Source organism: Kitasatospora sp. NPDC085464 (assembly GCF_044541955.1).
Taxonomy (GTDB): domain Bacteria; phylum Actinomycetota; class Actinomycetes; order Streptomycetales; family Streptomycetaceae; genus Kitasatospora.
Window position 1 is genome coordinate 1 of sequence record NZ_JBITTM010000074.1, and the last position, 20452, is coordinate 20452.

At 74.0% G+C, this 20452-nt stretch carries 20 protein-coding genes and 1 tRNA gene; 15 read left to right on the forward strand and 6 right to left on the reverse strand.

Annotated elements, in window-relative coordinates; translation table 11 throughout:
* The 3 genes from ACIGG8_RS39535 to ACIGG8_RS39545 form a co-directional block, all read left to right on the forward strand.
* On the forward strand, positions 1–96 hold a 96-nt coding region (locus tag ACIGG8_RS39535; RefSeq protein WP_157849844.1), incomplete at its 5' end, for an acyl-CoA dehydrogenase family protein.
* An 86-nt stretch (positions 97–182) separates the two neighbouring features.
* Positions 183–923, forward strand: a complete 741-nt coding sequence (locus ACIGG8_RS39540) for a TetR family transcriptional regulator (RefSeq protein ID WP_396553424.1) — start codon at positions 183–185, stop codon at positions 921–923.
* A gap of 181 nt (positions 924–1104) precedes the next feature.
* Positions 1105–1821 carry a DUF2278 family protein gene (locus tag ACIGG8_RS39545; protein WP_396553425.1) on the forward strand — a complete coding sequence of 239 codons (717 nt, stop codon included), beginning with the start codon at positions 1105–1107 and terminating at the stop codon, positions 1819–1821.
* 142 nt (positions 1822–1963) lie between these two features.
* On the opposite strand, the gene ACIGG8_RS39550 is transcribed toward ACIGG8_RS39545, so the two are convergent.
* Positions 1964–2048 (reverse strand) — tRNA-Leu (locus ACIGG8_RS39550).
* 291 nt (positions 2049–2339) lie between these two features.
* On the opposite strand from ACIGG8_RS39550, the gene ACIGG8_RS39555 reads away from it, so the two are divergent.
* The 3 genes from ACIGG8_RS39555 (at position 2340) to ACIGG8_RS39565 (ending at position 5327) form a co-directional block, all read left to right on the forward strand.
* Complete coding sequence (locus tag ACIGG8_RS39555) at positions 2340–3671, forward strand: M20/M25/M40 family metallo-hydrolase (protein WP_350523872.1); 1332 nt, start codon at positions 2340–2342, stop codon at positions 3669–3671.
* 272 nt (positions 3672–3943) lie between these two features.
* Positions 3944–4183, forward strand: a complete 240-nt coding sequence (locus tag ACIGG8_RS39560; RefSeq protein WP_350523871.1) for a chaplin — start codon at positions 3944–3946, stop codon at positions 4181–4183.
* 298 nt (positions 4184–4481) lie between these two features.
* Positions 4482–5327 (forward strand): chaplin, encoded by an 846-nt coding sequence (locus ACIGG8_RS39565; protein WP_396553426.1) that lies wholly within the window; start codon positions 4482–4484, stop codon positions 5325–5327.
* 151 nt (positions 5328–5478) lie between these two features.
* Here ACIGG8_RS39565 and ACIGG8_RS39570 read toward each other — a convergent pair whose 3' ends face one another.
* Positions 5479–5688, reverse strand: a complete 210-nt coding sequence (locus tag ACIGG8_RS39570) for a DUF5703 family protein (protein WP_037901221.1) — start codon at positions 5686–5688, stop codon at positions 5479–5481.
* A 363-nt stretch (positions 5689–6051) separates the two neighbouring features.
* Between ACIGG8_RS39570 and ACIGG8_RS39575 the strand changes: the two genes are divergently transcribed.
* A complete protein-coding gene (locus ACIGG8_RS39575; protein ID WP_350523869.1) occupies positions 6052–6657 on the forward strand; it encodes a hypothetical protein in 606 nt (201 codons plus the stop codon).
* 140 nt (positions 6658–6797) lie between these two features.
* Here ACIGG8_RS39575 and ACIGG8_RS39580 read toward each other — a convergent pair whose 3' ends face one another.
* Together ACIGG8_RS39580 and ACIGG8_RS39585 are read right to left on the reverse strand one after the other, a co-directional pair.
* Entirely contained in the window at positions 6798–8978 is a 2181-nt protein-coding gene (locus ACIGG8_RS39580; protein WP_396553427.1) for a helix-hairpin-helix domain-containing protein, read from the reverse strand.
* A gap of 59 nt (positions 8979–9037) precedes the next feature.
* On the reverse strand, positions 9038–10018 hold the full coding sequence (locus ACIGG8_RS39585) for an aldo/keto reductase (protein WP_350523867.1): 981 nt from the start codon (positions 10016–10018) through the stop codon (positions 9038–9040).
* A gap of 251 nt (positions 10019–10269) precedes the next feature.
* Here ACIGG8_RS39585 and ACIGG8_RS39590 point away from each other — a divergent pair, with 251 nt between their 5' ends.
* On the forward strand, positions 10270–11316 hold the full coding sequence (locus ACIGG8_RS39590) for an LLM class F420-dependent oxidoreductase (protein WP_396553428.1): 1047 nt from the start codon (positions 10270–10272) through the stop codon (positions 11314–11316).
* Positions 11317–11381: 65 nt separating this feature from the next.
* Here the strand turns inward: ACIGG8_RS39590 and ACIGG8_RS39595 are convergent, their stop codons facing one another.
* Positions 11382–12362: a magnesium and cobalt transport protein CorA gene (locus tag ACIGG8_RS39595; RefSeq protein WP_396553429.1), complete on the reverse strand. Its 981-nt coding sequence runs from the start codon at positions 12360–12362 to the stop codon at positions 11382–11384.
* 270 nt (positions 12363–12632) lie between these two features.
* Between ACIGG8_RS39595 and ACIGG8_RS39600 the strand changes: the two genes are divergently transcribed.
* The 6 genes from ACIGG8_RS39600 (at position 12633) to mshC (ending at position 18458) form a co-directional block, all read left to right on the forward strand.
* Positions 12633–13325, forward strand: coding sequence for a histidine phosphatase family protein (locus ACIGG8_RS39600; RefSeq protein ID WP_396553430.1), 693 nt, complete (start codon positions 12633–12635; stop codon positions 13323–13325).
* A gap of 219 nt (positions 13326–13544) precedes the next feature.
* Positions 13545–14117, forward strand: a complete 573-nt coding sequence (locus tag ACIGG8_RS39605) for a DUF3090 family protein (RefSeq protein WP_350523863.1) — start codon at positions 13545–13547, stop codon at positions 14115–14117.
* 44 nt (positions 14118–14161) lie between these two features.
* Positions 14162–14959 (forward strand): SCO1664 family protein, encoded by a 798-nt coding sequence (locus ACIGG8_RS39610; RefSeq protein ID WP_350523882.1) that lies wholly within the window; start codon positions 14162–14164, stop codon positions 14957–14959.
* Positions 14960–15122: 163 nt separating this feature from the next.
* Entirely contained in the window at positions 15123–16052 is a 930-nt protein-coding gene (locus tag ACIGG8_RS39615; protein ID WP_396553431.1) for an AraC family transcriptional regulator, read from the forward strand.
* Between the two features lie 122 nt (positions 16053–16174).
* Positions 16175–17011 (forward strand): carbohydrate-binding protein, encoded by an 837-nt coding sequence (locus ACIGG8_RS39620; RefSeq protein ID WP_396553432.1) that lies wholly within the window; start codon positions 16175–16177, stop codon positions 17009–17011.
* A gap of 217 nt (positions 17012–17228) precedes the next feature.
* On the forward strand, positions 17229–18458 hold the full coding sequence (gene mshC, locus ACIGG8_RS39625) for a cysteine--1-D-myo-inosityl 2-amino-2-deoxy-alpha-D-glucopyranoside ligase (RefSeq protein ID WP_396553433.1): 1230 nt from the start codon (positions 17229–17231) through the stop codon (positions 18456–18458).
* An 82-nt stretch (positions 18459–18540) separates the two neighbouring features.
* On the opposite strand, the gene ACIGG8_RS39630 is transcribed toward mshC, so the two are convergent.
* A complete protein-coding gene (locus tag ACIGG8_RS39630; RefSeq protein WP_396553434.1) occupies positions 18541–19494 on the reverse strand; it encodes a PAC2 family protein in 954 nt (317 codons plus the stop codon).
* Between the two features lie 355 nt (positions 19495–19849).
* Here ACIGG8_RS39630 and ACIGG8_RS39635 point away from each other — a divergent pair, with 355 nt between their 5' ends.
* On the forward strand, positions 19850–20371 hold the full coding sequence (locus ACIGG8_RS39635) for an SRPBCC domain-containing protein (RefSeq protein WP_396553435.1): 522 nt from the start codon (positions 19850–19852) through the stop codon (positions 20369–20371).
* Positions 20372–20452: the final 81 nt, after the last annotated feature.

Consider the following 20452-nt stretch of genomic DNA (forward strand, 5'->3'; position numbering starts at 1 on the left):
CCGGTGGAGCGGATGATGCGGGACGCGAAGATCACGCAGATCTACGAGGGCACCAACCAGGTCCAGCGCATCGTCATGGCCCGCAACCTCCCGTAGGGCGGTTCGAGCGTCGCCGACGGCCGGAGCGGAGCGCGCCCCGGCCGTCGGCGCCCGGGCGGTTCGCCGGTGTTAGGTTGCCGAGAATGAGCGAGAAGGAAGAGCAGGACCTGCCCATGAACGACGGGCCCGCCAAGCCCGCGATGCGCGAGGCGCTGGTCGCCGCGGCCTTCGAGCTCTTCCTGGAGCGCGGCTTCGAGCAGACCACCATCGACGACATCGTCTCGCTGGCCGGAGTCGGCCGGCGCTCCTTCTTCCGGTACTTCCCGGCGAAGGAGGACGTGGTCTTCCCCGACCACGAGCGCAGCCTCGCCGAGATGACGGAGTTCCTGGAGTCCGGCAACGGCGAGGAGGACCCGGTCAAGCACGCCTGCGACGCCGCCCGCCTGGTCCTGCGGATGTACGCCGAGCAGCCCTCCTTCTCCGTCCAGCGCTACCGGCTGACCCGCAAGGTGCCCGGCCTGCGGGCGTACGAGCTGTCGGTGGTCTGGCGCTACGAGCACACCCTCGCGGCCTACCTGCGCGGCCGCTTCGGCGACCGCCCGGACGGCCCGCTGCGTGCGGACGTGATCGCCGCGGCCGTCGTCGCCGCGCACAACCACGCCCTGCGCACCTGGCTGCGCACGGGCGGGGAGAGCGACTGGGTGGCCGAGGTGGACGCGGCGATGGCCTTCGTCACCGGCACCTGGAGCGACCGCCCGTCCGAGAGCGGCGGCGAGGGCGAGTCCGACGACGTCGTGGTGCTGGTCGCCAGCCGGCGGGCGCCGCTGTGGCGGATGGTCCAGGGCATCGAGAGCGCCCTGGGCGGAGACACCCGCCAGGTCTGACCGGCGGGCCCGACCGGCGGGCTGGGGCACCGGGCGGGGGCGCCGAGCTGTCAACGTTCGGTGAGCCCGGAACCCCTTCGGGGGACGGGAAGTGAACTTCCGTCGATTCACGGGTGGTTGCGCCACCGCATGCGCCATAACGGAGGGGTCCCTGCACCACCGACTCCGAGGACCCCACCGAATGCCGATCAGGAACTACGGCGTGCTCGCCGCCACCGCCGTCGACCGGCGCCGCGAGGGCGGCGCCGACACCCCGCACTACCAGATCCACCTGCGCGACGGTCAGGGCGTCGACTACCGCGCGGCGGTCAACGTCCTCTCCCAGCAGGCCCCCTCGGACCTGCTCTACATCGTCGTCGAGGACTTCCGGCACCCCGTCACCGAACTCCTCCCGCCGGTCGGCAGCGGCTGGAACGCGCTGCCCTCCCGGCCGGACACGGCGAGCCTGGACTTCGTCCGCGGGCACCTGTTCGACCCCGCCGCGATGCGCGTCCTGCCGCCCGACGCCCCGGGGGCGGACAACGACCTCGCGGACCTGCTCGACCACCACGTCCAGCAGGCGATCGCCGGCCCGGCCGCCGCCGTCTACGTTTTCGGCCGGCGCTTCGGCCCCGAACCCACCGTCCCCGACAAGGTGTTCGGCTTCCTCCCGGGAAACGGCGTCCACGACATCCACATGAACCAGGGCAACAGCGGCCGGTTCAGGACCGACGACGGCGTCCGGCAGGACGGCGGCCTCCTGATCCACCTGCCCGCCCGGAACCGCTGGACAGCGATCTTCCTCGCCTTCCAGTCGCAGTCCTGGCACACCGACGACCGCACCGGCCACACGATCCCCGCACGGACGCCCGTCCCGAAGCCCACCCGGCACCACCAGCCCGCCGACCGGCAGCCCTGAGGCGGGCGGGCTCCGGGCGCGGGGCACCGGAACCACCGGGTGCCCTGATGCCCCGGAGCCTTGCAGTCCCGGAGTTCCGGAGCCGGCCTCGCAGCCCCGGGAAAACAAAAGGAACCCCAGACGAATCTGGGGTTCCTGTCGGTGTCCGAGGGGGGACTTGAACCCCCACGCCCGATAAAGGGCACTAGCACCTCAAGCTAGCGCGTCTGCCATTCCGCCACCCGGACTAGGTGTCGTCCTCGCGGCTTCCGATCTCTCGTCCGTCGCGCTGACAGATGTAACTGTAGCAAAGATCGGCTTGGGCTCCCAAAACGGTTCCCGGCCGGGGCGCGCGGCGGGTGACGGGAGCAAGGGCCGGCGTGTGGCGGGGGCGTGACCAGGGGGTTTCGGGGGCGTGCGGGGGGTGGATCCGGTCGGGGGGCTGGGGGAGGATGGGCGGACGTGCTCGTACGGCCCGGGTGCAGGTCCTGGGGGTGGCGCGCTGGTGCGTCGGTGCGGGCCAGAGACGAGGAGTGACCGTGAGCGAGCGGAGCGAGTCGGCGGCGCCGAAGGTGACGGCTGAGTCGGAGGTCGCCGGGATCTGTCGCGATCTGATCCGGATCGACACCAGCAACTACGGGGACGGCTCCGGCCCGGGCGAGCGCAAGGCGGCCGAGTACGTGGCCGAGCAGCTCGCCGAGTTCGGACTCGAACCGAAGATCTTCGAGTCGGCCAAGGGCCGCGCCTCGACGGTGGTGCGGATCGAGGGTGAGGACCGTTCCCGCCCGGGCCTGCTGATCCACGGCCACACCGACGTGGTGCCGGCCAACGCCGCGGACTGGACGTACGACCCGTTCGGCGGCGAGATCGCCGACGGCTGCGTCTGGGGCCGCGGCGCGGTCGACATGAAGGACATGGACGCGATGACCCTGGCGGTCGTCCGCGACCGGCTGCGCACCGGGCGCAAGCCCCCGCGCGACATCGTGCTGGCCTTCCTCGCCGACGAGGAGGCCGGCGGCACGTACGGGGCGCGCTACCTGGTGGACAAGCACCCGGGGCTGTTCGAGGGCGTGACCGAGGCGATCGGCGAGGTCGGCGGCTTCTCCTTCACGGTCAACGACCAGGTCCGCCTCTACCTGGTGGAGACGGCCGAGAAGGGCATGCACTGGATGCGCCTGACGGTCGAGGGCCGGGCCGGCCACGGCTCGATGGAGAACGACGACAACGCGATCACCGAGCTGTGCGAGGCGGTCGCCCGGCTCGGCCGGCACCAGTTCCCGCTGCGGATCACCAAGACCGTCCGGGCCTTCCTGGACGAGCTGTCGGACGCGCTCGGGGTCGAGCTGGACCCGGAGAACATGGACGAGACGCTGCGCGTCCTCGGCGGCATCGCCAAGATGATCGGCACCACGCTGCGCAACACCGCCCAGCCGACCATGCTCGGCGCCGGGTACAAGGTCAACGTGATCCCCGGTCAGGCCACCGCGCACGTGGACGGCCGCTTCCTGCCCGGCTACGAGGAGGAGTTCCTGGCCGAGCTGGACAGCGTGCTCGGCCCGCGCGTGAAGCGCGAGAGCCTGCACTCCGACAAGGCGATCGAGACCGGCTTCGACGGAGCGCTGGTCGAGGCGATGCAGACCGCGCTGCGCGCGGAGGACCCGATCGCCCGCGCGGTGCCGTACTGCCTGTCGGGCGGGACGGACGCCAAGTCCTTCCAGGACCTGGGGATCCGCTGCTTCGGCTTCGCGCCGCTGCAGCTGCCGCCGGAGCTGGACTTCGCCGGGATGTTCCACGGCGTGGACGAGCGGGTGCCGGTGGACGGCCTGAAGTTCGGCGTCCGGGTGCTCGACCGGTTCATCGACGCCTGCTGACCGGTTCGCCGTCGCCCGCTGATCAGGCGACTGGGTCGGCCCGTTCCCGGGGTTCCGGGGGCGGGCCGACCGCATTGTCGGAGCTGATGATTGTGGGACGGGTTCGGGGAGATCGACAGAAACGATTCCTCCCGGAATCCCAAGCCGATTGTTTGTGCGAGACCTCACCGTTGCGGGTGAATGGGAATCCTGTTCCGTACCCCGTTTGCCGCAGCGTCGTTCATCCCTGTGCAGCCCGCCGAACGGGTTGCGTTGTCCATACAGGAGGAATGATGAAGGTCAACAAGAAGATCGCCGCCGTCGCCGCCGCCACCGGTGGCCTGGTGCTCGCCGCCGCCGGTGTCGCGTCCGCACACGCGGGTGCCGAGGGTGTGGCCGCCGGTTCCCCGGGCGTCGTCTCCGGCAACCAGATCCAGATCCCGGTTCACGTCCCGGTGAACGTCTGTGGCAACACCGTCAGCGTGATCGGCGTGCTGAACCCGGCGTTCGGCAACCACTGCGCCAACATCTGAGTCGACCTCCGGGCCGCCGAGGCCCGTTGAGAGGACTCGACCCGGCCCCCGGGCGGCGGACGCGCCGCACCGGGGGCGTTCGCGTGCGCGGCGCGCGTCCGCCGGGTCGTGATACAGGTCGGCGACACGATCGCTCGATCGGGTGAAGCTGCAGCGTTCGGCCCAACCTCACCGTTCGTGCCTCGTTAACTCCTGTGCAGTCGAAGACCCTGCGTGATTTACGGATAGGCAAAAATTCCGACTTTCATAAGGTTCACGTCAAGGTCAAAACCTCGTCTCGAAAACGTCAGGGGAAAACATGAGGAATGTAGCCAAGAAGGGGATCCTCACGGCCGTGGCCACCGGCAGTGTGCTGGCCTCGACCGCCGGCTACGCCTACGCGGGCGCCGAGGCGCAGGGGGGTGCGGCCGGATCACCCGGCGTCGCCTCGGGCAACTCGGTGCAGGTGCCGGTCGAGGTGCCGATCAACGCCTGCGGCAACACGGTCGACATCATCGGTGCGCTGAACCCGTCGTTCGGCAACCGGTGCGCCAACGCGAGCGGCGGCCGCCACGCGGCCCCCCAGGGCAGCCAGTCCGGCCACGCCGGCTCCGGCACTGCGGGCTCCGGCACCGCGGGCTCCGGTGCCGGCGGGAGCCGGGGCACCACCGCCTCGGGCGCCTCGGCCTCCGGCGTCGCCGCGGGCTCGCCGGGCGTCGCCTCCGGCAACAGCATCCAGGCCCCCGTGCACGTCCCGGTCAACGCCTGCGGCAACTCCGTCAACGTGGTCGGCGTCGCCAACCCGGCCTTCGGCAACGAGTGCGGCAACGTGGCCCGGCCCGCGCCGGCCCCCGCGCCGAAGCCGAGCGACGACTGCCCGCCGGAGATCAGCCACCCGACCCCGCCGAAGACCGGTGGCGAGACCACCCCGGGCATCCCCCGCACCGGTGGCCCGTCCACCCCGCCGGCCACCACCGCCCCGGGCACCCAGGCCGTCCCGGCCGCCTCCCGGACGACGGCCCCGGCCACCACGCCGAGCGCCCCGGTCGACAGCCAGCTGGCCTCCACCGGCGCCGGCGGCGTCGAACTGCTCGGCGCGGCCGGCCTGGCGCTGCTGCTCGGCGGCGGCGTGCTCTACCGCCGCGCCCGCGCCGGGGCCCGCTGACCCCTCGCAGCCGCGGGCCCGCGCGTCGTCGTGGACGACGGCGCGCACCCACCGTGGAGAACGACGCACCCGCGGTCGCCGGATGAACGGGCGGCCGCGGGTGCGTGAAGGCTTCGTGCCGGTGATCGCTCGGGGCGGAGCGACCCGCCCGTCACCAGTTCCGGACCTGGCGGATGATCCTGCGCTTGAGCCGGACCGTCCGGCTGCCGTCGGGGAACAGCCTCAGTCGGTCGAGCTCCCAGTGCCCGTACTCGGCGTGCTCGGTGAGCAGCTGGCGGGCCGCGTTGCGCGTGGTGCCGCGCGGCATGCGCAGCGACTGGTACTCGTACTCCGGCTGCCGGACCGGCTTGCGTGGGGTCAAAACGCTCCTCCTGGGGATCACCTTCGGGCAAGCCTACGGCCTGCCCCGGACAGTCGGCCCGGGTATTTCCGGCCGTCCTCCCGCGCGGGAGCGGCGCCCCGAGGGTTCGCGGCCCGGACAGTCGACTGACAGTGCATCAGTTCTGTTGCTGCCGTGGAGGGGATACCCCGATCCCGGCGTGCGAAGCGGTACGCGGACGGCCCCGCCCGACCTGCTGCGCGCCCTCTGCGCCGGGCCCGCGCCGGTTCCGCAGGGGGACGTACCAGTGCAGATCGGACATCAGGGGGGAAGTTGCGGTGAAATCGCGGGTGTAGGTGACAACCGCTGTGCGTACCGACACCGCGGGGAGATAGCGTCTGCACCATGTCTGATGCCGCGCAGCCCACCATTGCCGAGGTACGCGCCGCCGCTGAGGCGGTCAAGGCCGCCATCGACCGTCATCTGGAAGCGGTGTCAAGCCCCAACACCTCCGACGATCCCGCCGTGTCCGCTGCCTACGAGCAGCTCGCGACGGCGGCCATCGCCTACGACCAGCTCCTGTACGAGGCCTACGACGAGGTCACGCCCTTCGAGATCCCCGGGGACGAGGGTCCCGGCGGGTACCACGGCCCCGAACAGCCCGAGGCGATCAGCGTGTTGATCCGCCGCGACTACCACGTCGTCGACCCCAAGCGGTTGCGCGCCCAGGCCGAGCGGCTGGACGAGTCGCTGACCCCGGGCGGCGCCGGCGCGGGCGGGGTGAACGCCGCGATCGGCGTGCTGTTCGGCGAGTACGAGCCGGACGAGATCGCCGCGCGCAGCGAGGAGTTCGGTCTGGAGGAGGCGGACTCGACGCTCTGGGTCGCGGCGGCCGAGCCGACCGAGCCGGGGGAGTGGCTGCCGGAGCCCTTCGAACACGCCGACCCGCAGCTGCTGATCTGCCGGTTCGACGTGAGCGAGGTCTACGACGACGAGGACCCGGACGACTGACGGAGTCCGGGAGGACGACGGGCGGGCCCCACACCTGGGGCCCGCCCGTCGCATGTCCGCCGCACGGCGCGGCCACGCCCGGCGCCGCTGCGGCTCAACGGCTACGGCAGAGCGCCGCTGCGGCTCGGCGCGGCTACGGCTCAGTACGCCGAGGCGGCGTTCTCGGCGAGGACCGCCCGCAGCCGGGTGGTGCGCGGCTGCGCCGGGCGCTCGGCCACGGCCTGGGCGAGCGCCGGGCCCGCCGCGTGCACCACGGACAGGTGCCGCTCGCCCCGGCCGAAGGCGGTGTAGACCCACTGCCGGGTGAGCCCCGGAGCGGCGTCCTCCGGGAGCACGACCACCACGCCCGGCCAACGGCGGCCGAGTGCCTGGTGGACCGTCAGTGCCCAGCCGTGCCGCAGCCGGGCGACCTCGGCGGGCGGGACGGTGCGGCGCGAGCCGTCCGCGTACTCCAGGTGCAGGCCGGTGGCGTCGCCGTCCAGCACCCGGGCCGGGTGGGTGATGCCGGGCGCCGGTGAGTCGACCACCCGGTCGCCCGGGTCGAAGCCGCGGAACCGGCCGGGGCCGGGGTTGAGCCGCGCCTTGGCGGCGGCGTTCAGCACCCGGGTGCCGGCCGCACCGCCGTGGCCGGGCGTGAGCAGCACCACCTGCTCGGCGGGGATGCCGAGCGCGCGCGGGATGGAGTCGGTGAGCAGCTGGACGGCACGGTGGACGGCCTCGCCGGCGTCCTTGGCGGTCAGGAGGACCACCTCCTTGTCCGGCGCGTCGACCTGCTGGAGCTCGCCGATGCCGACACCGGAGACCAGCTCGCCGATCGGGCCGAAGTCCGGGGTGCGGGAGGCGACCGCCGGGCAGGCCTTGGTGGCCAGCAGGTCGGCGAAGAAGCGGCCGGGGCCGGCCGACCAGAGCTGGTTCGGGTCCCCGCTGAGGACCAGTCGGGTGCCGTCGGCGAGCGCCTCCAGGACGGTCGCGGCCAGTTCGACGCCCAGCAGCGGGGCGTCCAGGACGACCAGCAGGTCCAGCGCGAGCATGCCGTCCGGGGCGCGGCCGGGGCCGGCGCTGCCGGAGAGCAGGTCGGCCAGGGTGACCACGGCGGTCCCGGCGCCGGTGTCGGCCCCGGTGCCGGCCTCGGCTCCGGCCCCGCAGAGCGCGGCGAAGGAGTCCCGGCCCTGGTCGGTCCAGGTGGCGGCCCAGGCCCGCAGCCCGAGGCCCCGTGCGGCGGCGATCAGCGCGGCCGGTTCGGCGCGGGCCGCCTCGCCGCCGGTGTGCAGCACCAGGGCGCTGTCGGCGACGGCGCGGATCAGGGCGCTCGCGGAGGAGGACGGCGCGGCCTCGGCGGCGGCCTCCCAGGCGGCCGGGCCGGGAGCGGCGGGGGGTGCGGCGCTGCCCGGGGCCTCGGAGTCCTCGGCCTCGCCGGCGTCGCCCCCCTCACCGGACTCCGGCTCCGCCTCCGGGTCGGTGTCCGCGGCATCGGCCGCCGGGTCGACGTCCTCGCCGGGAACGAAGGTCGCCATCAGCTGGACCAGGCCCTCGGCGAGGGAGTCCTCCGCCATGGCCAGCCGCTCCAGCGCGAGCAGCGTCCGGGTCGGCGGCTCGTCGTCCTCGCCGCCGGCCGCGTGCGCCTCGGCCCCGGTCAGCTCCTCCTGCGAGGGCAGCACCCGACCGTCCTCGACGGCACTCCCGATGGCTGCCGCCGGGTCCGGCATCCTGAGCCGTTCGAGCCCGGCGGCCACCTCGGTCAGGTCCAGGGCCGAGTGCCCGCGCAGCGCCGCCTGCTCCAGCAGCCACGGCACCAGCGCCTGGGCGCGGCGCTCGTCGCCCGGCCCGGAGTCGGGGCCGAGCAGCCCGCGGGCGAAGCCGTCCGCGTGCTCGGGGCGGACCCCGGGCAGGTCCAGCACCGCCCACGGGTTGGTGCGCAGCCGCTCGGCGGCGTCCTCGCCGAACTCGGCCAGGGCGGCCGCCGCCAGCTCGGCGGGGGCACCGCCGGCGGTCAGCACCGCGGTGACCTCCTGGAGTGCGTCGCCGCGGGGCCCGTCGGGGGCTGCGGCGGTCGCACCGGTCGGGGCGCCCGCCGCAGCCGGCGGGGCCTGCTCGGCCGGCTCCGCCCTCCGCGGTGCCGGAGCCGGTGCCGGTGCCGGAGCCTGCGTCGGTGCCGAAGCCGGTGCCGAAGCCGGAGCCGGTGCGGCAGCCCTCGGAGCCGGGCCCCCGGCCCCCTGCCGTTCGACGGCGCGGATCCGCTCCGCCAGCTCGGCCAGCTCCGCCGCCTTGTCGGCCGGAGTCGCCGTGGTCTCCGCCGGAGCGCCGTTCCCCGTGTCACTCATCGTCGTCCGCTCCAAAGGTCACTCCACTGCACGTTCCGCTCGACGATCCGGCCCGGGCTTCACAGCTCGGTCCACCCCTGGTCCGGGTAGCGGTGCACGGGCGACGAGATGTCGTCCAGCGCGCCGCGGATCTCACCCGGAAGCGTAAGCTCCTCCACCGACAGCGCCGCCTGCAGCTGTGCCACCGTCCGTGCCCCGACCAGCGCGCTCGCCACTCCGGGCCGGTCCCGGACCCAGGCCAGGGCGACCGCCAGCGGGCTGCTGGCGAGCCCGTCGGCAGCGGTGGCGAGGGCGTCCACGATCCGCCGCGAGCGGTCCCCGAGGTACGGCTGGACGAAGCCGGCCAGGTACGGCGAGGCGCCGCGGGAGTCCTGCGGGACACCGTGCCGGTACTTGCCGGTGAGCACGCCGCGGCCGAGCGGCGAGCCGGCCAGCACCCCGGTCCCGGCGTCCAGCGCGGCGGGCAGCGCCTCCCGTTCGATGCCGCGCTGCAGCAGCGAGTACTCCAGTTGTGCCGCGGCCAGCGGCACCCGTCCGTGGTGGGCGCGCTGCCAGGTGGCGGCCCGGGCGAGCTGCCAGCCGCTGAAGTCGCAGACCCCGACGTAGCGGGCGCGCCCGGAGGAGACGGCGATGTCGAGCGCGCTGAGCGTCTCCTCGACCGGGGTCGTCGGGTCGAAGGAGTGCACCTGCCAGAGGTCGACGTAGTCGGTGCCGAGGCGGTGCAGCGAGGCGTCCAGGGCGGCGAGCAGGTGGCCGCGCGAGCAGTCGAAGCGGCGGGCGGAGTCGGGGACGCTGCCGGCCTTGGTGGCGATGACGAGTTCGGAGCGCGGGACCAGGTTGTCGGTGAGCCGGGAGATCAGGTACTCGGCGCCGCCGTCGGCGTACACGTCGGCGGTGTCGACCAGGTTGCCGCCGGCCTCGACGAACTCCTTGAGCTGCTCGGCGGCCTCGTGCTCGTCGGTGTCGCGGCCCCAGGTCATGGTGCCGAGGCCGAGTCGGGAGACCTGCAGGCCGGTGCGGCCGAGGTGACGCTGTTCCATCGGACGGGCCCTCCACTGGCCGGTGGCCCCGGGCGTTCCGGCAGCCCTGAAAACGCGCAGGTGGGGAGTGCGCTCCCCACGTCGGCTGAGCGTAGCGGCCGGTGCGCGGACAGGTGCGAAGACCCGCAGAACGATCACCGCCGGCGGTGGCCGGGGAAGTGTGACCCGGGCCACCACTACTCGTCAGTAGCATGTCCGGCGCGGGCGCGGTTACCCTCGGCCCGACCCCAACCCACTGGAAGGTGCGGCAGATGCGACTCGGGATCAACCTCGGCTACTGGGGACTCGGCATGGACGCCGACAACATCGCCGTCGCCCAGGAGGCGGACCGGCTCGGCTACGCGGTCTGCTGGGCGGCGGAGGCGTACGGCTCGGACGCCGCCACCGTGCTCAGCTACGTCGCCGCGAAGACGGAGCGGATCGACGTCGGCTCGGCCATCTTCCAGATCCCGGCCCGCACGCCGGCCATGACGGCGATGACCGCCGCGACCCTGGACACCCTCTCCGGCGGCCGGTTCCGCCTCGGCCTCGGCGTCTCCGGCCCGCAGGTGTCCGAGGGCTGGTACGGCGTGAAGTTCGACAAGCCGCTGGCCCGCACCCGCGAGTACGTGGAGATCATCCGCAAGGCGATGTCCCGCGAGCGCCTGGTCCACGAGGGCGCGCACTGGACCCTGCCGCTGCCCGGCGGCCCGGGCAAGCCGATCAAGCTCACCGTGCACCCGGTGCGCGAGCACGTCCCGCTGTACATCGCCGCGATCGGCCCGAAGAACCTGGAGCTGACCGGCGAGATCGCCGACGGCTGGCTCGGCATCTTCTTCTCGCCCGAGCACGCCGCGATGTCCCTCGACCCGCTGACGGCCGGCCGCGCCAAGGCCGGGAAGACGCTGGACGGCTTCGACCTCTGCCCGACCGTCAACCTCGCGGTCGGCGAGGACGTCAAGGCCGGGGTCGACGCCCTGCGCTCGTACGCCGCGCTCTACATCGGCGGCATGGGCAGCAAGGAGAAGAACTTCTACAACCAGCTGACCCGGCGGATGGGGTACGAGCAGGCCGCCGACGAGATCCAGGAGAAGTACCTGGCCAAGGACTACGCGGGCGCCGCGGCCGCCGTCCCGCACGACCTGGTGGACGCCACCTCGCTGATCGGCGACACCGCCCGGATCGCCGACCGGATGCAGGCCTACGCCGACGCGGGCGTCACCACGCTCACCCTGGCCCCCGCCGGGTTCACCCTGGACGAGCGGATCCGGGCGCTGCGCACCGGCGTCGAGGCCCTGGAGCGCGCCGGACTGGCCTGAGGCGCCGGGGTGCGGGCCCGGCCGTACCCGTTCGCGGACCTGCGGCACCGGGGGAGCAGGCGGCGCTACAGCCAGTCGTGCCGCTTGAACACCCGGTGCAGCACCAGGCAGACCACGGCCATCAGCACCAGCACCGCCGGGTAGCCCCAGACCTGGTGCAGCTCCGGCATGTCGTCGAAGTTCATCCCGTAGATGCCCGCGATCATCGTCGGCACGGCGGCCAGCGCCGCCCAGGCGGAGATCTTCCGCATGTCGTTGTTCTGCTGCACGCTGACCTGCGCCAGGTTGGCGTTGAGGATGTCGGACAGCAGCCGGTCCATGCCGTCCACCTGGTCGTTCACCCGGGCCAGGTGGTCGGCGACGTCCCGCAGGTAGGGCGCCGTCTCCGGGCGGACGAAGCGGGCGCCGCGCTCCAGCGCCAGCATCGGCTCCAGCAGCGGGCCGGTGGCGCGGCGCACGGACATCACCTGGCGCTTGTAGCCGTAGATCCGCCCGGCGGTGTCGCGGCCGACCCGGCCGGGGGAGAAGATGTCCGCCTCCAGCTCGTCCAGGTCGACCTGCAGGGCGGTGGCCACGTCCACGTAGCCGTCCACGATGGTGTCGCAGACCGAGTGCAGCACCGAGCTGGGGCCGTAGCGCAGCAGCTCGGGGTCCTGTTCCAGCTGGGTCCGCAGGCCGCCGAGCGGGGAGTCCCGGCCGTGCCGGACGGTCATCACGAAGTCGGGGCCGAGGAAGACCATCACCTCGCCGACCGTGACGACGTGTGCGCCGGGGGCGTAGCCGAGGGTCTTCATGGTGACGAACAGCGAGCCCTGGTAGGCCTCGACCTTGGGACGCTGGTGGGCCCGGACGGCGTCCTCGACGGCCAGCGGGTGCAGCGCGAACTCCTTGCCGACGTGGTCGAGCTCCTCGGCGGTCGGTTCGAAGAGGCCTATCCAGACGAAGCCGTCCGGACCGGCCGCGCGGGCGGCGGCGAGCGCGCCGGCCAGGTCGTCGGGAGCCTCGATCCGGCGGCCGTCGCAGTAGGCGGCGCAGTGGACGATCATGCGGGCCATTGTCACCCGACCGGGGCCGTGGGGCACGGATCCGGTCCGGATTCGGGCCGGAAGCAGGACGGAAGCGGGGAGGAGGCGGGGCGCGACCGGAGCGGATCCGGGGCGGGGCCCGGCACGCGACCGGGCAGGATCCCGGGGCCGGTCCGGGAAGGATCCCGGGGCGGGGCGCCACCGCGCGGGCCCGACGGAGCCGGGGCCGGGCGGGTAACCGGACGGTAACCGGCCCCCACGGCCGGGCCCGGAGGCCGTAGGCTGAACCCCATGCCCACCCTGCTGCTCGTCCGTCACGGCCGCTCCACCGCGAACACCGCCGGGATCCTGGCCGGTTGGACCCCCGGCGTGGATCTCGACGACACCGGGCGCGCGCAGGCCGCCGCACTGGCCGACCGCCTGGCCGGCATCCCGCTGGCCCAGGCCGTCAGCAGCCCGCTGGAGCGCTGTCGGCAGACCCTGGAGCCGCTGCTGGCCGCCCGGCCCGAGGTGGGCGCGCCGGCCACGGACGAGCGGCTGGGCGAGTGCCACTACGGGGAGTGGACCGGCCGTCCGCTGGCAGAGCTGGCCAAGGAGCCCCTCTGGCGCACCGTCCAGGACCACGCCGCCGCCGCGGCCTTCCCCGGCGGGGAGTCGCTGCGCGAGCTGAGCCACCGCACGGTGAGCGCGGTCCGGGAGTGGAACGGGAAGATCGCCGCCGAGCACGGCGAGGACGCGGTCTGGATCGCCTGTTCGCACGGTGACGTGATCAAGGCGGTGGTGGCCGACGCGCTCGGCCTGCACCTGGACCACTTCCAGCGGATCAGCGTCGAGCCCTGCTCGGTCACCGCGATCCGCTACACCCCGCAGCGCCCCTTCGTGCTGAGGATGGGTGACACCGGCGACCTCGCCTCGCTGGCGCCGAAGACCGGCCCGGCACCGGCCGCCCCGGCCGGCGACGCGGTGGTCGGCGGCACCGCCTGAGTCCCGCCGCCCGCGGCGGTACGGGTGCGCCGGTCCACGGCGCAAGCCCGCGGCACCCGTCCGGGCGGCACCGGCCGGGCCCGCGCGTGCCACACCGCCCGCGGCCGTCGGCTCGGCTCCCCGGCCGGAGCCCGAAGGTCGTAGGGTGACATACGAGTCCGAACACCCGCGATCCCCCACGGCGGATCCGCGCCGACCGACACGATCCGGAGCGAGAGCGTGACCCGTCAGGTCTTCTTCTACGACCAGCCCGAACGGTTCGTGGCCGGCACCGTCGGCCAGCCCGGCGCCAGGGCGTTCTACCTGCAGGCCAGCGCCCGGGGCCGGATCACCAGCGTGCTGCTGGAGAAGACCCAGGTCGCGGCGCTCGCCGAGCGCATCGAGGAGGTCCTGGACGAGGCACTGCGGCGCAGCGGCGGCGACGCCTCCATCCCGGCCGCCGCCCCGAAGGACCTGCTCGACACCGCCCCGCTCGACCTGCCGCTGGAGCAGGAGTTCCGGGTCGGCACGATGGCCCTGGCCTGGGACAGCGTGGACAGCTGCCTGGTGGTCGAGGCGCAGGCGCTGGTGGAGGAGGAAGAGGAGGAGGAGGATGCCGCGGCCGCGGTGTTCACCGACGACGACACCGGCCCGGACATGCTGCGGGTGCGGCTGACCGGCGCGATGGCCCGGGTGTTCGCCAAGCGCGCGCTGGACCTGGTCGCGGCCGGCCGCAAGCCCTGCCCGTTCTGCAACCTGCCGCTCGACCCGGAGGGCCACCTGTGCCCGCGCGCGAACGGCTACCGGCGCTGAACACCGACACCCCGCCGCAGGCGGACCCGGCGGCCGCCGCCGCGCTGGCCGCCGACGTGCCCACCGCCCTCGCGCTGCTGCGCCAGGGCGAGCTGACCGTGCACGGCCGGCTCACCGAGGCCTCCAACGCCGCGCTGTACTGCACGGTCGCGCACGGCTCGCTGAGCGCGCAGGCCGTCTACAAGCCGGTGGCCGGCGAGCGCCCGCTCTGGGACTTCCCGGACGGCACGCTGGCCGGCCGCGAGGTCGCCGCGTACGAGCTGTCCGCCGCGACCGGCTGGGCGCTGATCCCGCCCACGGTGCTGCGCGACGGCCCGCACGGGCCCGGCATGGTGCAGCTGTGGGTCGAGCCGGATCCCGGGGCCGAGCCGCTGCTCGCGCTGCAGGATCCGCGCGGCCCGGAGGAGGGCTGGCTGCCGATCGTCCGGGCCGAGGTCGAGGGCGGGCGCACCGCGCTGCTGGTGCACCACGACGACCGGCGGCTGCGCCGGCTCGCCGTGCTGGACGCGGTGCTCAACAACGCCGACCGCAAGGGCGGTCACCTGATCCCGGCCGCCGACGGCCGGGTGTACGGCATCGACCACGGCGTCACCTTCAACACCGAGGGCAAGCTGCGCACCCTGCTCTGGGGCTGGGCGGGGGACCCGCTGCCCGTCGAGGCGCTGGAGGTGCTGACCCGGCTGGCCGAGCTGCTGGACGGTGAGCTCGCCGAGCGCCTCGCCCCGCACCTGACGGGGGCGGAGCTGGACGCGACCCGGGCCCGGGTGGCCGAACTGCGCGGCTCCGGCCGCCATCCGCTGCCGTCGGAGGACTGGCCCGCGATCCCCTGGCCCCCGGTGTAGCCGGCCCCCCGGCCCCCGGCCCCCGGCCCCCGGCCGCCTGGCGCGCCCGGCCCGCCCGGCTTCCCGTGCGCCCGCCCGGCCCCGGGGGTGCGGTCCCCGCGGGTCCGGCGGTCCCGGACGGATGGTCTGGACCTGTTCCCGGAACAGGTCGCACACTGCTCCGATGGACGCGCGACGGACCACCCCCACCCCCCGCAGCACGCCGGACCTGCCGTTGCACCGCCTGCAGGTCCCGCTGCCCCAGCTGCTCCCCTTCGCCATCGGCAGCTTCGACACGATCGGCCCGCTCTCCCGGGCGGGCTTCCCCCACCGGCACTCGTTCCACGAGATCGTCCACGTCACCGGCGGGCGCGGCGCCCACGTCCTGGACCTCGTCCACCGGCCGCTGGCGCCCCCGCAGTTGTGCGTGATCACCCCCGGCCAGGTGCACTACTGGGCGGACACCGAGGAACTCACCGGCCGGGTCCTGCTGTTCAACGAGGACTTCCTGCTCGGCCACCCGCAGGACCTCGCCGCCCTGCGGGCCCTGGCCACCCGCCCCGCCCTCGCGCTCGGCGCGCACGCCGACGCGATCGGCGCCCTGTTCGCCGACATGGAGCACGAGTACCTGACCGGTGCGCCCGGCTACCAGGGCGTGCTGCGGGCCAGTCTGCACATCCTGATCGTCCGGGCGCTGCGCGCCTGCGCCCCGGCCGACCGCCCCAGGGTGCCCGGCCGGCCCGCCGAAGTGGCCGCCGCCTTCACCCGGTTGATCGCCGAGCCGGGCGGGGTGCGGCGCTCGGTGGTTTCCACGGCCCACGAACTCGGCGTCTCCCCGGGGCACTTGCAGACCCTGGTGAAGCAGGCCACCGGCCGGACCCCGGGCGGGCTGATCCGTCACCAGCAGACCCTGGAGGCCAAACGGCTGCTCGCCTGCACGGATCTGACGATACGTCAGGTAGCCAAGGAGGCGGGATTCGCGGACCCGGCGTACTTCTGCCGCTTCTTCCGCCGGGAGACCGGGATGACGCCGGGGGAGTTCCGGTCCCGGGTCGACGGAAATCACCACGATCCCCGGATCACGTCCATCGCGGCCGCGCCGGACGGCCCGTAGTTTTGCTGCTGGCCACCGGTGGCCGGCCCGGTGTGTGCGGGCGGGCGACCGGCCCGGTCCTTGTCATGCCCCCACCATGGCAAGGGCCGCCCCCACCCCCGCCCCACGACAGGGAGACGGCGATGAGCGTGCCCGACGGCATGATCAGCCGCAAGACCGTACTGAAGGCCGCCGCCGCGCTCGGGGCCGCCCCGCTGCTGATCGGCGGCGGGGTCGCACTGGCCCGCGAGCAGGTCGGCACCGGCCGGACCCCGGAGCTCACCCCCGACTGCCACGACGGCGACGACCCCACGATCGAACAGACCGAGGGCCCCTACTTCAAGCCCGACTCCCCGCTGCGCAGCTCGATGGCCAACGACGGCCCCGGCACCCGGCTGGTCGTCAGCGGCTACGTCTTCGGCCTCGCCTGCCGGCCCGTCCCCGGCGTGCTGCTGGACTTCTGGCAGGCCGACGACAACGGCGCGTACGACAACGTCGGCTACACCTTCCGCGGCCACCAGTTCACCGACGCCAACGGCGCGTACGGGCTGGACACCATCGTGCCCGGCCTCTACCCGGGCCGGACCCGGCACATCCACGTCAAGCTCCAGGCCCCCGGCCGCCCGGTCGTCACCACCCAGCTGTACTTCCCGGGCGAGCCGCGCAACAGCACCGACACCATCTACGACGCCCGGCTGCTGATGAACGTCCGGCAGAACGGCAACGTCCGCGAGGGCAGCTACGACTTCGTGCTGAACGTGCCGCAGACCCCCGGCATGCCGAGCCCGACGCCCACGCCCACCGCCACCCCCACCGGCACGCCCACCACGCCGCCGGGCGGCAGCTGGGCGCCGGGCGCCTCCTACCGCGCGGGTGACCGCGTCACGTACTCCGGCGTTTCCTACGTCTGCCTCCAGGCGCACACCGCCATGGTCGGCTGGGAACCGCCGAACGTACCGGCCCTCTGGCAGCGGTCGTAGCGGCTCCGGCCGCGTTCCCCGGGGAGCCGGGCGCCCGGTCGGCGGCAGGGCCGGCCGGGCGCTCACCCGTGCCGGAAACGGGTCGGCGGGCTCCGGAAGCGGTCGAGAACCCGTGCACTACCAGTCGAGAACCGGTCAGGCAACGGCATGAAGCGAAACCAGTCGATCTTGCGCACTGGTTAGGCTTTCAAATGTTCGCAAGGTTAAAGTTGTTTCCATGCATGCCTGGCCCGCCTCCGAGGTTCCCGCCCTGCCTGGTCAGGGTCACCCCCTCCGCATCCACGACACCGCAGCGGGTACGGTCCGGGAGGTCGTGCCGCAGGACGGCACCGCCCGGATCTACGTCTGCGGCATCACCCCCTACGACGCGACCCACATGGGCCACGCCGCCACCTACAACGCGTTCGACCTGGTGCAGCGCGTCTGGAAGGACGCCGGCCACGACGTCCTGTACATCCAGAACGTGACCGACGTGGACGACCCGCTGCTGCAGCGCGCGGTCGAGACCGGCCAGGACTGGGTGGCCCTGGCCGAGCGCGAGACCGCGCTGTTCCGCGAGGACATGACCGCGCTCCGCCTGCTCCCGCCGGCCCACTACATCGGCGCCGTCGAGTCCATCCCGTGGATCGTCCCGATCGTCCAGAAGCTGCTGGCCTCCGGCGCCGCGTACGAGGTCGACGGCGACATCTACTTCTCGGTCGACGCCGACCCGCACTTCGGCGAGGTCTCCGGCCTCACCCGCGAGGCCATGCGCCCGGTCTTCGCCGAGCGCGGCGGCGACCCGGACCGCCCCGGCAAGCGCAACCCGCTGGACGCCCTGCTCTGGATGGCCGCCCGCCCCGGCGAGCCCGCCTGGGACACCGAGCTCGGCCACGGCCGCCCCGGCTGGCACATCGAGTGCGTCGCCATCGCGCTGCAGTACCTCGGCATGTCCTTCGACATCCAGGGCGGCGGCAGCGACCTCTCCTTCCCGCACCACGAGATGGGCGCCTCGCACGCCCAGGTCGCCACCGGCACCCACCCGTACGCCAAGGCGTACGTGCACGCCGGCATGGTCGCGCTGGACGGCCAGAAGATGTCCAAGTCCCGCGGCAACCTGGTCTTCGTCTCGGCGCTGCGCCGCGAGGGCGTCGACCCGGCGGCGATCCGCCTGGCGCTGCTCTCGCACCACTACCGCGCCGACTGGGAGTGGACCAAGGACGTCCTGGACGAGGCCGTCGAGCGCCTCGCCCGCTGGCGCGCCGCGGTCTCCCGGCCGGACGGCCCGGCGGCCGAGCAGCTGCTCGCCGAGGTCCGCACGGCCCTCGCGAACGACCTGGACGCGCCCGCCGCGCTGGCCTCGGTCGACCGCTGGGCCGAGCAGCAGGAGGCCGAGGGCGGCACCGACATCGGCGCGCCCGGCCTGGTGACCCGCACCGTGGACGCCCTGCTCGGCGTCGCCCTGTAGTACGGCGCCGCAAGAATTCCGCACCACACGCCGGAGGGGCGTCAGGACGTTCGGCCCTGACGCCCCTCCGGCGTTGCGGTGACTACTCCTCCTCGGAGCCGTCCTGGCTCTCCCGGGCCGGGCCCGGGGCCTCCGGCTCGGCGGGCCGCTCCGCGGTGGCGTGCCCGGACACCGGCTTCTCGCCGGTCGGCCCGACGTTCTCGCGGCGGCGCAGGTAGCGCTCGAACTCGCGGGCGATGGCGTCCCCGGAGGCCTCCGGCAGCTCCGCGGTGTCCTGCGCCTCCTCCAGCTGCTGGACGTACTCGGAGACCTCGCTGTCCTCGGCGGCCAGCTGGTCCACGCCCAGCTGCCAGGCCCGGGCGTCCTCGCCGAGCTCGCCCGGCGGGATGCGCAGGTCCAGCAGGTCTTCCAGCTTGTTGATCAGGGCCAGCGTGGCCTTGGGGTTCGGCGGCTGCGAGACGTAGTGCGGCACCGCCGCCCAGAGCGTCACGGCCGGGACCCCGGCGTGCGTGCAGGCCTCCTGGAGCACGCCGACGATGCCGGTCGGACCCTCGTAGCGGCTCTCCTCCAGGTCCAGCCGACGGGCCAGATCCGGGTCGGAGGTGACCCCGCTGACCGGCACCGGGCGGCTGTGCGGGGTGTCACCGAGCAGCGCGCCCAGGATCACCACCAGCTCGATGCCCAGCTCGTGCGCGAAGCCCAGCAGCTCGTTGCAGAACGAGCGCCAGCGCATGCTCGGCTCGATGCCGCGGACCAGCACGACGTCCCGGGTCGTCGGCTCCGTCACCCGGATCACCGAGAGCCGGGTGGTCGGCCAGGTGATCCGGCGGATGCCGCCGTCCATCCAGACGGTGGGCCGGTTGACCTGGAAGTCGTAGTAGTCCTCCGCGTCCAGGGCGGCGAACACCTTGCCGCCCCATGTCTCGTCCAGGTGCGCCAGGGCCGCGGACGCGGCGTCGCCCGCGTCGTTCCAGCCCTCGAAGGCGCAGACCATCACCGGGTCGATCAACTCGGGAACATCTTCCAACTCGATCACCCAGTGTCTCCCTCCGGTCGGCGGCGGAGTCGGCACCGCCCCGGCTGGTCTGCCGGGGCGCCGACGGGCCGGCTGCCGACTGTCGAACCTCTCGTCTCCCATGGAACGCCTCGCCCCATGGTCCCTACCTGCCCAGCCTACGGGCTTTGATGCGCACCGCGGCCGGGCACCGGGACAGTCTGGGGGAGCCGGCCGCCCCGATCCAGCGGATATCGGCACCCCGCGGGCTGACGGTCCGTCAGGCGCGGACCGGGCGCGGACGGGCCCGCCCGGTGGCGCAGCGCGACGGGCGTGCCGCGGCGGCCCGGCGGCGCGATGATGAACAGGCGGGGACCGGGCGGAAGGGGCCGGACCGATGAACCGATGGCTGTGGATCGGCGCGGGCGCGGGCGCCGCCGCGCTGGCGGGCGCCGTGCTGCTGGCGGCGGACCGGGCGGGCCGCCGACTGCCGGTGGAGCACGTCACCGAGGGCGGACTCGAACTCTCCCAGCCGCCCGGCGCGGTCTGGGACGTGCTCACCGACATCGACCTCTACCCGGCCTGGCGCCCGGGCCTCACCCACGTCGAGCGGCTGCCCGCCGCGGCCGGCGGCCGGGTGCGCTGGCGCGAGTACGACCGGCACGGGCACACCACGTACGAGGTGGTGGCCAGCGAGGCCCCGCACCGCCTGGTCACCGGCATCGCCGACCCGGACCTGCCGTACGGCGGCACCTGGACGTACGTGCTCACCCCGGCGGGGCCGGGCTGTTCGCTGACCGTGACCGAGCGCGGCGAGGTCCGCCTGCCGCTGTACCGGGCCGTCTCGCACTACGTGACCGGCGAGGACGCGACCGTGCACCGCTACCTGGGCGCGCTGGCCCACCGGCTCGCCCCCTGATCCGGGGCCGCCGGCCGGCCCCCTCCGGGCGGGGCGGCGCCGAGCGGGCCGACGCCGCGTGCGCCGCCGCCGGGTGAGCCG